General features: G+C 39.5%; 7 protein-coding genes. 4 read left to right on the top strand and 3 right to left on the bottom strand.

All coding sequences use genetic code 11. The features are described from left to right. Positions 1-93: 93 nt before the first annotated feature. The 3 genes from HXT27_RS04320 to aroA all read left to right on the top strand — a co-directional run bounded on the left by HXT27_RS04320 (position 94) and on the right by aroA (position 4,144). Positions 94-1,728, top strand: coding sequence for an ABC transporter ATP-binding protein (locus tag HXT27_RS04320; RefSeq protein WP_103042954.1), 1,635 nt, complete (start codon positions 94-96; stop codon positions 1,726-1,728). Continuing rightward, complete coding sequence (locus HXT27_RS04325) at positions 1,728-2,612, top strand: energy-coupling factor transporter transmembrane component T family protein (protein ID WP_103042955.1); 885 nt, start codon at positions 1,728-1,730, stop codon at positions 2,610-2,612. The genes HXT27_RS04320 and HXT27_RS04325 overlap by 1 nt, the downstream gene beginning before the upstream one ends. Positions 2,613-2,788: 176 nt before the next feature. Next, entirely contained in the window at positions 2,789-4,144 is a 1,356-nt protein-coding gene (gene aroA, locus HXT27_RS04330) for a 3-phosphoshikimate 1-carboxyvinyltransferase (protein ID WP_103042956.1), read from the top strand. A gap of 104 nt (positions 4,145-4,248) precedes the next feature. Here the strand turns inward: aroA and HXT27_RS04335 are convergent, their stop codons facing one another. The 3 genes from HXT27_RS04335 to guaA all read right to left on the bottom strand — a co-directional run bounded on the left by HXT27_RS04335 (position 4,249) and on the right by guaA (position 9,261). Then, positions 4,249-5,478, bottom strand: coding sequence for an acetate/propionate family kinase (locus HXT27_RS04335; RefSeq protein ID WP_075523265.1), 1,230 nt, complete (start codon positions 5,476-5,478; stop codon positions 4,249-4,251). A 177-nt stretch (positions 5,479-5,655) separates the two neighbouring features. Beyond that, positions 5,656-7,362 carry a phosphate acetyltransferase gene (gene pta / locus HXT27_RS04340; RefSeq protein ID WP_103042958.1) on the bottom strand — a complete coding sequence of 569 codons (1,707 nt, stop codon included), beginning with the start codon at positions 7,360-7,362 and terminating at the stop codon, positions 5,656-5,658. 336 nt (positions 7,363-7,698) lie between these two features. Next, positions 7,699-9,261 carry a glutamine-hydrolyzing GMP synthase gene (guaA, locus tag HXT27_RS04345; protein WP_075523263.1) on the bottom strand — a complete coding sequence of 521 codons (1,563 nt, stop codon included), beginning with the start codon at positions 9,259-9,261 and terminating at the stop codon, positions 7,699-7,701. Between the two features lie 456 nt (positions 9,262-9,717). Between guaA and HXT27_RS04350 the strand changes: the two genes are divergently transcribed. Next, positions 9,718-12,195, top strand: coding sequence for a phosphoketolase (locus HXT27_RS04350; RefSeq protein ID WP_075523262.1), 2,478 nt, complete (start codon positions 9,718-9,720; stop codon positions 12,193-12,195). Positions 12,196-12,792: the final 597 nt, after the last annotated feature.

Genomic DNA, 12,792 nt, shown 5'->3' on the forward strand with positions numbered 1-12,792 from the left:
TAATGTCATGAAAATCGCGCTTTATTGTCATACGTGGCTTTAAAGCGCGATATTTTAATTATTTATAAAGCTTTTAAATGAAAGTTTATTATTATGCAACTTGCGGATAATGCTGCTTGGAATCCTGCTAGTGTTGTTGCTAAGGATTGGGGTTGGCGTCATGCGACTCGTAAAGATTTTGTATTGCGGCATATAAATATTAAGATTCAACCTGGTCAGAGAGTGCTTCTTTTAGGGGCTTCAGGAGCTGGTAAAAGTACGTTGATGTCAGCTTTAGCTGGAGTTCTTGGTGATGAAACTGAAGGAATGGCTGAAGGAAGTCTTTCTATTGACGATATTGATGCTTCTAAAGCTCGCGGAAAAGTCGGTTTAGTTATGCAAGATCCTGACTCGCAAATAATACTTGAGCGCATTGGTGACGATGTTGCTTTTGGTAGCGAGAATATTGGTGTTTCTGCTGACGAAACTTGGAATCGTGTTCGTCAATCACTTAAAGCAGTGGGGCTTGAAGATATCACTTCTGGTAGTATCGGACTTCGCCGTTCTACTCAATGTTTATCTGGAGGTCAGCGTCAGCGTCTTGCTTTAGCTGGTGTACTTTCTATGCATCCTGGTTTGCTGCTATTAGATGAGCCAACTGCCAATCTTGATCCTGAAGGTGTAAAACAAGTTCACGATGCAGTTTCTAGAGTACTTAACAAAACTGGCGCAACTATGGTTGTTGTTGAACATCATATTGATGTGTGGATGGATTTAATTGACAGAGTTATTGTAATAGGAAAACCTTGGCAAGCTCAAGAAAATAATAGTTGTAAAGAAGATAGTAATATTGCTGATTCTTCGAATGAAAATAATTCTTGTGTAGTTGAAAAAAGTAATGATGTTTCTTCATGCTGTGTGATTGCTGATGGTAAGCCTGAAGAAATATTTGCGAAGTATGGAAATATGTTAGCTGATGGAGGAGCATGGGTCCCAGGTCGTAAGATTAAGTCTTTTGCTCCTAAAAAATCACATGATAATAGCTCTAAATTAGCTCTTTACACTGATGATTGTGCGTTTGGTAGAAACAAGCCATTAGCAGAGCATGTTAATATAGGTTTCCGATTTGGAGAAGTAAGCGTTTTAATGGGACCTAATGGTGCTGGCAAGACCACTTTAGCTCTTACTTTTGCTGGATTGTTAAAGCCTATATCTGGAAGCGTATGTTTAAATGAAGATTTAGTTCCAAAAGGGCGTAAAAACAATCTTTTTACTTGGAAAAGTCATGAGTTGCTAGGAAGAGTTGGAATGGTATTTCAAGAACCTGAACATCAATTCATTACTCAGTTTGTGCGTGATGAAGTTGCAATAGGTCCAAAAAAGCAAGGTAAAAGTAAGCAAGAAGCTTATAAAATTGCAGATGAAATGCTTGAAAGAATGAATCTTAAACGTTTCGCTCTAGCTAATCCTTATACTCTTTCTGGTGGTGAGAAAAGGCGTCTTTCTGTTGCGTCTTTGCTTGCTGCAGCACCTCGTGTTGTTATTATGGATGAGCCAACTTTTGGTCAAGATTTTACTACTTGGACTTCTATGGTTGAGTTGATTGCACAAATTAGAGATAGTGGTTCTGCTGTAGTTATGGTCACTCATGATGATGCTTTAGTTCAGGCTTTGGATGCTCGCGTAATCAGGGTTGCTTCTGAAGATTCTACAGAAAATACAAGTTGCGATGAAAGGAATGTAAAATAATGAAGAAAACATGCGATATCGCAACAGTTAAAAAAATAAGTGAAGAAGATTTGCTAAAAATTTCGCGTATTAACGTAACTCCATCATCGGATCGTGTAGAGCCTGAAAGACTTAAATCTCCATCGTGGTTTATTCGTAAACTTAATCCGATTAGTCGTTTTATTGGAGCACTATTTCTATGTTTACCAATGTTTATTACGCTTGATATCGTATCTTCTTCAGTAGCTTTCTTATTAGATTTAATTCTTCTAGCTATTGCTGGAGTTATGCCTTGGACTGTTTTACGTAATACGTGGCCAGTGTGGATTGCTGCATCTGGAAGTTTTATCTCTGTTCTTTTATACGGACAAAGTTCTGGAAAAATGCTATTTCAATTTGGCTTGATTCATATTAGTCAAGGATCAGCATATTTTGCTTGTAGCACATTTGTACGTGTTGCTGCAGTAGCAGTGCCTGGAGTTATTTTGGCTATTGGACTTGATCCAACTGATTTAGCAGATGGTTTAGTGCAAATCTTACATTTTTCGCCTAGATTCGTATATGGAGCATTAGCAGGATTGCGTATGTTTACCTTATTACAAGACGATTGGCGTGCTTTCGGTCTTGCTAGACGTTCTCGCGGTGTAACTGATAGTAAGGCGATACAACGTATGTTTTCTCAATCTTTTGGTTTGCTTGTTCTTTCTATTAGACGTGGTACAAAACTTGCAACTGCTATGGAAGCTCGAGCTTTCGGTAGTGATATTAAGCGTTGCCCAGCTAGGGATTCAAAGCTAACAATTGTAGATTGGATTTTTTACGCTATATGTATTCTAGTTCCTGCTATTGCTCTTACCGCTGCAATAAAAACTGGATATTATCATAATGCTTTTATACATATGTAAATAATAATAATAATAAAAGTGTGTTTGATACTTTAGTATGATTACAGAATTGCTTTTAGTGTCAAACACGCTTTTTATTTTTAAAATAACGCTTTTTTATTTTGTGTAAAAGACGCTTTTTTATTTTAAAACATGCTTTTTCTTTTTGCGTACATATTGCTAGATAGTATCGTAGTATGAGTGAGCTTAACGAAACAATGCAATCCGATTTTTGGTATGCTCCATATGTTTCTAATCCTTTGAATGCAACTGTAACTTTGCCTGGTAGCAAATCTTTGTCAAATCGATATTTAATTCTTGCATCTGTTAGCACTAAGTCAGTTGTCTTACAAGGATTATTGCGCTCGCGTGATACTGAACTTATGCTTAATGCACTATCTGTATTTGGTGTTAAAACTGAGTCTTTAAGTGATGATGGGACGAAAATTCGTGTGATTGCGCCCAAAGATGGAGTTTTTCATGTAAAAAATAATGCTGAAGTATATTGTGGGTTAGCTGGAACTGTAATGCGATTTGTTTCTGCTTTAGCTTTGTTTGCGGATAATTCAGTGCGTTTTGATGGCGACTCGCAAGCATACGCGCGTCCTATGAAACCTGTTCTTGATGCTTTAGAGCAACTTGGTGCAAAAGTAACATACCATAGGGAAGTTGGTTTTTTGCCTTTTACTGTTACTCCGCCTTCGAGTGAAATTCTTAAAAATAGTTTTAAAAAGATTGTGCGCATAGATTCGTCAGCATCTTCACAATTTATTTCATCATTGCTGTTAATTGGTTCACGCATTCCTGGCGGATTAGAGCTTGAGCATATTGGTAAAACTTTGCCTAGTATTCCTCATATACGTATGACTATAGACGATATTTGTAAAGCTGGCGGGGAAGTAGAAGTTCTTCAAAATAAAGTTTGGAGTATTAAATATAGCGATTTAACATTGCCTGATATTGTTAGCGTAGAGCCAGATCTTTCAAATGCAGCGCCATTTTTAGGAGCAGCATTGATTGCTGGAGGAAGTGTTAGCGTACCTAATTGGCCGCTTTCTTCAACTCAACCTGGAGTCTTGCTTCCTGAAATATTAGAAAAAATGGGTGCAAAAGTTAGTTTTGAAAAAACAAGTGATGATTCTGGAATAATTCATGTAGTAAGCAATGGTGTTATTAAAGCAATTCCGTATCTTGATTTAAGTCAAGCAGGGGAGATTGCTCCAAGTATTGCAGCTATTTTAGCTTTTGCAGATGAGCCAAGTGAACTTCATGGTATTGCGCATTTGCGTGGTCATGAAACTAATCGTTTGCAAGCTTTAGTTAAAGAATTGAATCGAGTTGGTATTGGCTCTAGAGAACTTGAAGATGGAATTCGTATTGAGCCAAGGAACAATATGCATGGTGAGATTATGGAAACTTATGCAGACCACAGAATGGCAACGTTTGCTGCAATGCTTGGATTGCGTATAGAAAACATTCGCGTCAAAAACATTTCCACAACTCGAAAAACTATTCCTGATTTTCCAGGCATGTGGCATAAAATGATTGAATAAACAAATACTTGAATAAAAAATGACCGAATAAACAAATAATCCCGAGCCTAAATGGAACCCGGGATTATTTATTTAGAATTTAGTAGACGCTAAAATTTTTGTTTTTAGCGCTCAAACTTGTTGCCGTAGGTATCTTCGCCAGCTTCAGCAATAGCTGCAGCCTTGCGTGCAATCGCCAACTCTTCATTAGTTGGAATAACAGCAATAATCACAGAGCTATCTGGAGTGGAAATAATGCGTGGCTCTTTAGAGCGAACCAAGTTCTTTTCTTTATCGAGCTTTACACCGAATGGTTCAAGCTTTTCGCATACTTTAGCGCGTACGATTTCATCATTTTCACCAACGCCAGCAGTGAATGTGATTACATCGACTCCGCCCATTTGAGCAGTGTAATTGCCAATGTATCCTACGATGCGATGAACGTATACTCCGAGAGCGAGCTTAGCGTCTTCATCGCCTTGAGCAATAAGTTTATGAATATCACGCAAATCACCATGACCAGTCATGCCCATCATGCCGGAACGCTTGTTGAAGAGAGTATCAAGCTCATCAACGTTCATGTGAGCATTACGAATAAGGTGGAATACTACTGCTGGATCGATATCACCAGTGCGTCCACCCATCATTAAACCTTCAAGTGGTGTTAAGCCCATAGAAGTTTCAATTGGCTTGCCAGAAATTTGAGCAGAAGCGGAAGCGCCATTGCCAATGTGCAAAACGATTTGTTTCAAACCTTCAGCAGGTTTTCCAACAACGCTTGGAACAACGGAACCAATGTATTCGTGAGAAGTTCCGTGAGCACCGTATCTGCGGATATGGTAGCGATTTGCAATTTCCTTGTTCAAAGCGTAAGTTGCAGCAACTTGTGGCAAATCGTGGAAGAATGAAGAATCGAATACCATAATTTGTGGAACGTCTGGCAAAAGTTCGCTCATAACTTCTGCTCCAACAGCTTCTGGACCGTTGTGAAGTGGAGCTAAAACTGCCAAGTCTTTAACTTTGTTAATTGTCTTGGCATTTACTAATGCAGGCTTAGGGAATGTTAAGCCACCTTGCACAACTCGGTGACCTACAGCTACAATGCCAGATTCAGAAAGCTTTGGACCATATTCTTCGAAGAATCCAAGTACGCGTTTCAAACCTTGCTCATGATCGTGAACTGGTTCATCGAATTCATGTTTTTCGCCATTGAATACGTGCTTATAGTGGCCATCAACTGGCTCACCGATTTTCTCAACTATACCGGAAGCAATACCTTCGCCGCTTCCAAGATCAACGAGTTGATATTTAATTGAACTAGAACCAGAATTGATAACAAGAACGGTTTTTGCCATGGGGGCATCCTCCATAAAGTATTGATAAGGCTAGTAAATTGCCACAGCCAAGTGTACATGCAAGTTTATACAACACTACTTATAGTACATTAAATGTTTGTAAGTAATTTACAGCATTTTTAAGTTTGTTAGTTTATTTATTTGTTTGTTAGTTAGTTAGTTTATTTATTTATTTATTTATTTGGATTGTGCTTCAATAGCTGTAAGTGCTACTGTGTTAATAATATCTTGTACCAATGCTCCTCGGGATAAATCATTAACAGGTTTATTAAGTCCTTGTAAGATTGGGCCTACTGCTAATGCTCCGCTAGAACGTTGTACAGCTTTATAAGCAATATTGCCTGCACATAGATCTGGGAATACAAATACATTCACATGACCTGCAATAGAGTTTCCTTTAGCTTTTGATGATGCAACAGTTGGGGACCATGCTGCATCAAATTGAATAGAGCCAACAACTTGTAAATCTGGCGCTTTTTCATGAACTAATCGTGTTGCTTCTTCCACCATATCTACGTCTGGCCCTTTTCCAGATCCGAGAGTTGAGTATGAAAGCATGCCTACTTTAGGATCTAGTCCAAATGCTTTTGCAGTATTCGCTGATTGAATAGCGATATCAGCTAATTGTTCAGCATTAGGATTTGGATTAATAGCGCAATCTGCAAATATTGCAACGTGATCTTTGAAGCACATTATAAATGCTCCAGAAACTAATTTTGTTCCAGGCTTAGTTTTAATTACTTGGAGTGCAGGGCGAACTGTATTTGCAGTTGAATTTATTGAGCCAGAAACAAGACCGTCAGCTTGACCTAGAACTACTAGCATAGTTCCAAAATAGCTCGCATCTTTCAGCTGCTCTCTAGCTTCCTGTTCGCTCAGCCCCTTCTTTGCACGTAGTTCACAAAGTTTAGTAATCATATGCTTAAGCATTGCTTCGTCATTCATAGATTGGAAACTTGCTTTGCATATATAATCTAGATTCAATTCTTCAGCGCGTTCTAAGATTGAATCGCGTTCGCCTACGATAATAAGATTTACTATATCTCGTTGCAAGAGGTAATCAGCTGCTTTAAGAATGCGATCCTCTTGTCCTTCTGGAAGAACTATTGTTTTTTTATTTTCTTTAGCTTTACCTAAAAGATTGTATTGGAAAGCGTAAGGCGTAATCGCGCGTTTGAATGTTTGGTGTAGTGCGTTTAATACGTCTTCTTCTTTAACTGATTCTTCGAAAGTTTTTATTGTTTGCTCAATATTATTGCTATCTATTTCAGGAAGAACCCAAAGCGGAGTGTTACGTATATGAGAAACTTTACCTTCAATATTTGAGCAATTTTGAGATGTATAATCTCGTATTATTTCAGAGCCTATTTTCTCGTTGCAATCCGTGACGAAAATGCCTATAACTTTTGAACTTTCTTTAACGATTCTTGCATTTTGTGCATCGATAGTTTTTAATACTTGTTTCGAGGTGCGATTTTTTGATGAAACAACAAGGAAAATTGGAGATGCTAAATCCGCTGATATTTGTGCATCAAAAGCGAAAATGTCAGGATCGTATACTGGAGTGTAATCGCTTGTAATAATTACGCAAGCTTGAGCTTGTGTCTTATTTAATAATTCGTTGTAAGATGCAACAATATCTCCTCTTACTACTTCTTTATTATCTTCTACTTCTAAATCGCTTACACCTATAACATTATCAACGCTAGTGTTGCTGTTAGTTAGTTTTAAAAGTGAAGCAGTGAAAGCATCGTCTTTATGAGCATATGGTCTAAAAATAGTTGTTGAAAGTCTGTGTGCTAATAAATTTGTGATTCCTATAGCAACAGCATTACGCCCATTATTGCATTGCGCACTTATGATAGAAACATTAGTTAGTGACACGCCTTTTCTCCTTTGATTCGGTTCGTGTTTAATATGCATTTAATCATATATTAAATTTTCTAGAACAAAGTTGTGTAATTTTGCATTGTATATGATTGTGCGAACTGCGCAACTTTATTTTCGTTATCATTCTAAACCATTTTAATAGTGTACATGCGAAGTATACGCGTTTTGTTTTAGTTTTATGTAGATTAGATTGTTTTGGTTTTGGTTCTGTTTTTGGTTTTATTTTTGTTTGATTATGATTTTTAAGACGCGACTTATAATTTACAAATAAAAAAATAGTATTGCCAACATATGCTGACAATACTATTTTTATATCGATTTTATATCGATTTATTCCCATTCGATTGTTGCAGGTGGCTTAGAAGTCACGTCAAGTACAACTCGATTGATTTGACGGCACTCGTTCGTTATGCGAGTGGAGATTTTTGCTAAAACATCATAAGGTACTCGTGACCAATCTGCTGTCATTGCATCTTCAGAGCTTACTGGACGAAGCACAATTGGAGATCCGTATGTGCGTTCATCGCCCTGAACTCCAACAGAATGTACGTCTGCTAGAAGTACAACAGGGCATTGCCAAATATCACGATCAAGACCGGCTTTAGAAAGTTCTTCTCGAGCGATAGCGTCAGCTTCACGAAGAAGTGCTAAACGTTCTCGAGTAATCTCTCCAATAATACGAATACCCAAACCTGGGCCTGGGAAAGGTTGACGCCATACAATCTCATCTGGAAGTCCAAGTTCGTGTCCAATAGCGCGAACTTCATCCTTAAATAAAGTTCGTAAAGGTTCAATAAGCTTAAACTTTAAGTCTTTTGGTAGTCCTCCAACATTATGGTGAGATTTAATATTTGCAGCTCCATCGCCGCCACCAGATTCCACAACATCTGGGTAAAGCGTGCCTTGTACTAGGAATTTGACTTCTGCGCCAGATTTTCCAGCTTCTTCAATAACTTGACGTTGAGCTTTCTCAAAAGTGCGAATGAACTTTTCGCCAATAATTTTACGCTTACGTTCTGGTTCGCTTACGCCTTTAAGTGCATCGAGAAAATCGTCTTCTGCATCTACTGCAATAAGTTTAATTCCTGTTGCTTTAACGAAATCGTGCTTGACTTGTTCAACTTCACCTTTGCGAAGTAAACCATGATCAACGAACACACATGTCAGTTGGTTTCCAATTGCTTTATGAACTAATGCTGCTGCTACAGCTGAGTCAACTCCACCTGAAAGACCACAAATAACTTGTGCATCCCCAACTTCGGCGCGAATTTTTGCAACTTGCTCATCGATTATATTTGAAGGATTCCAGTCGTTTTCTAATCCTGCGCATTTGTGTAAGAATGTAGAAATAAGCTCTTGACCCAATGGAGTGTGCTTTACTTCAGGATGCCATTGAACGCCATAAAGTTTACGAGATTCATCTTGCATTGCTGCAACTGGAGCGCCTTGAGTGTGGGCGAGTACCTCAAAGCCTTCTGGAGCACTCTCAACTGCAACGCCATGACTCATCCATGTGTTTTGTTCTATAGGAGAATTTGCAAGTAATCCTTTTGTGTTGTCAATTTTTGCTTCAGTTTTTCCGTATTCGCCAAGTGCAGCTTTATCTACGTTTCCACCTAATTCATGTGCCATAACTTGGAATCCATAGCAGATTCCTAATACTGGCACTCCTGCTTCAAAAATTTTTGGATCAATATCTGGAGCTCCTGGCTCATAAACTGAAGCTGGTCCACCTGAAAGGATAATGGCTTTTGGATCTTTTGCAAGCATTTCGTCTACAGGCATAGAGTGGGGAACAAGTTCTGAATATACATTTGCTTCTCTAACTCTTCTAGCGATAAGCTGTGCATATTGTGCGCCAAAATCAACGACAAGCACTGGTCCTTTTGCCATGATTCTCCTTTATATATTTCAACACGATTCAACTTATAATAGTGGCGCTTTTAGACGTTAGTGTTTGATTATGTTGAATTTCTTATACAAATATATTATGTGTGTGCTTTATGGTTATTTTTCTTTATGCCTATGTTTGTTTAGAAGATTGCGCTGTTGTAAAAGCATATGATTTGTTAGTTTCTTGTTAGTGTGTTGTTAAGAATTAAGGTATTTAATATATAAAACGAACATAAAACTTAACATAATATATACAAACAACTATTTTTTTGTGCACTTAATCGCACATTTTTTCAACATAAGTGCACGAAGAAGTAACCAAACGAACAAAAGTCAGGCGCTGGAACTATACTGGAGCAGATGGAAAAAGAGGTGCAATACTTTTGTTTTGCAGCCTCTATAACCAAAATGGTAATGATCAAATGCACTGAAAAGTGCTTTAGTACAGGAGTACACATGACGAGTCCTGTTATTGGCACCCCTTGGAAGAAGCTCAATGCTCCAGTTTCCGAGGAAGCTATCGAAGGCGTAGACAAGTATTGGCGCGTTGCTAATTATCTCGCTATCGGTCAAATTTATCTTCGCAGCAATCCTCTAATGAAGGAGCCTTTTACTCGCGAAGACGTTAAGCATCGTCTGGTGGGCCACTGGGGTACTACTCCAGGTTTGAATTTCCTTATCGGCCACATCAATCGTTTCATCGCTGATCACCAGCAGAATACTGTTATTATTATGGGTCCGGGCCACGGCGGCCCAGCAGGTACTGCTCAGTCTTACCTTGACGGTACTTACACTGAGTACTATCCAAAGATTACGAAGGATGAAGCTGGCTTGCAGAAGTTCTTCCGTCAGTTCTCTTACCCAGGCGGTATCCCTTCACACTTTGCTCCTGAGACCCCAGGCTCTATCCACGAAGGTGGCGAGCTCGGTTATGCACTTTCACACGCTTATGGCGCTGTTATGAACAACCCAAGCTTGTTCGTTCCAGCAATCGTTGGCGATGGTGAAGCTGAAACTGGTCCTTTGGCAACTGGTTGGCAGTCCAACAAGCTTGTGAACCCACGTACTGATGGTATCGTTCTTCCAATCTTGCACTTGAATGGTTATAAGATTGCTAATCCAACTATTCTTTCCCGTATTTCTGATGAAGAGCTTCATGAGTTCTTCCACGGCATGGGTTACGAGCCATACGAGTTCGTTGCTGGCTTCGATGATGAGGATCATCTTTCTATCCACCGCCGCTTTGCTGACATGTTCGAAACTATCTTCGATGAGATTTGCGATATTAAGGCTGAAGCACAAACTAACGATGTAACTCGTCCTTACTATCCAATGATTATCTTCCGCACTCCAAAGGGTTGGACCTGCCCGAAGTTCATCGATGGCAAGAAGACCGAAGGTTCTTGGCGTGCACACCAGGTTCCACTGGCTTCCGCTCGCGATACCGAAGCTCACTTCGAGGTTTTGAAGAACTGGATGAAGTCCTACAAGCCTGAAGAGCTTTTCGATGAAAAGGGTGCTGTGAAGGAAGACGTTCTTTCCTTCATGCCAAAGGGCGAACTCCGTATTGGCGAAAATCCAAACGCTAACGGTGGTCGTATTCGCGAAGACTTGAAGCTTCCAAAGCTTGAGGATTACGAAGTCAAGGAAGTTAAGGAATTCGGTCACGGCTGGGGTCAGCTCGAAGCTACACGTCGTCTTGGCGTTTATACTCGTGACATTATCAAGAACAACCCAGATTCCTTCCGTATCTTCGGACCAGATGAGACCGCTTCCAACCGCTTGCAGGCTGCTTATGAAGTAACTAACAAGCAGTGGGACGCAGGCTACCTTTCTGGCTTAGTCGATGAGCACATGGCTGTAACCGGTCAGGTTACAGAGCAGCTTTCCGAGCATCAAATGGAAGGCTTCCTCGAGGGTTACTTGCTCACCGGTCGTCATGGCATTTGGAGCTCCTACGAATCCTTCGTACACGTTATCGACTCCATGTTGAACCAGCATGCAAAGTGGCTTGAGGCTACAGTTCGTGAGATCCCATGGCGTAAGCCAATCTCCTCTGTGAACTTGTTGGTATCTTCTCACGTATGGCGTCAGGATCACAACGGCTTCTCGCACCAGGATCCAGGCGTAACTTCCGTGCTCTTGAACAAGACTTTCAACAACGATCACGTAATTGGCATTTACTTCCCAGTAGATTCCAACATGTTGCTTGCTGTTGCTGAAAAGGCTTACAAGTCCACAAACATGATTAACGCTATCTTCGCTGGTAAGCAGCCAGCTGCTACTTGGTTGACTCTTGACGAAGCTCGCGAAGAGCTCGAGAAGGGTGCTGCTGAGTGGAAGTGGGCTTCCAACGCTAAGAACAATGACGAAGTTCAGGTTGTTCTTGCTGGTGTTGGCGATGTTCCACAGCAGGAATTGATGGCAGCTGCCGACAAGTTGAACAAGCTTGGCGTTAAGTTCAAGGTTGTAAACGTTGTTGACTTGCTTAAGTTGCAGTCCGCTAAGGAAAACAACGAAGCTTTGACTGACGAAGAGTTCACTGATCTCTTCACAGCAGACAAGCCAGTCCTCTTCGCTTATCACTCCTATGCACATGACGTTCGTGGCTTGATTTACGATCGTCCAAACCACGACAACTTCAACGTTCATGGTTACAAGGAGCAGGGCTCCACAACAACTCCATATGATATGGTTCGCGTGAACGATATGGATCGTTATGAGCTTACTGCTGAAGCATTGCGCATGGTTGATGCTGCTAAGTATGCCGACGAAATCAAGAAGCTTGAAGACTTCCGTCTTGAAGCATTCCAGTATGCAGTCGACAAGGGTCTTGATCACCCAGACTACACTGATTGGGTGTGGCCAGGCGTTAAGACCGACAAGCCAGGCGCTGTTACCGCTACCGCTGCAACTGCTGGCGATAACGAGTAGTGTGAATACTGTTAGATTCATACTTGTTTAGCTAATTGTTAGCTTAATCGGGAGTTAATTTTCTAAAGATTAGCTCCCGATTTTTATATCTGTAAAATGGTGATTTGGCACTCTAATACTTGATTTAGCACTGTAATACTTGATTTAGTAATCAAATTATTTGTGAATCAATAAAATTATTTGTGAATTGTTTTATTATCTTTTAATGTAATAATTAAGTCATATTGGTCGCAATCTTCCAAACATTTTTAATAAAAACATGTTGAAAACTAAACAAATGTTTAGACAATAAAACATATGTTTAATTTTTTGAAAAAATGTAAAATAAATTTACAATTTAATTTATTTATGATTTTGACCTTATATTTTTCCGTTTTTCGGCGTGTCGAATCCGTATTTTTTCCATATAATATTATGAAAATCATAAATTTTTATAAGAAAAACGTTGTTATGTAGGTTTTTATATCGTTAAAAAGATATTATTAAAAAGTACATTAAAATACATGTGAGCTATACGATATTGAAGGTAGAGATTAAAGATAGAGTAGTTCTATCAACTTGTCATGTTCGCTTGCTTTGCACTTACTTTAATGCACT

The organism is Gardnerella bivia (genome assembly GCF_049262715.1).
Classification (GTDB): Bacteria; Actinomycetota; Actinomycetes; order Actinomycetales; family Bifidobacteriaceae; genus Bifidobacterium; species Bifidobacterium vaginale_A.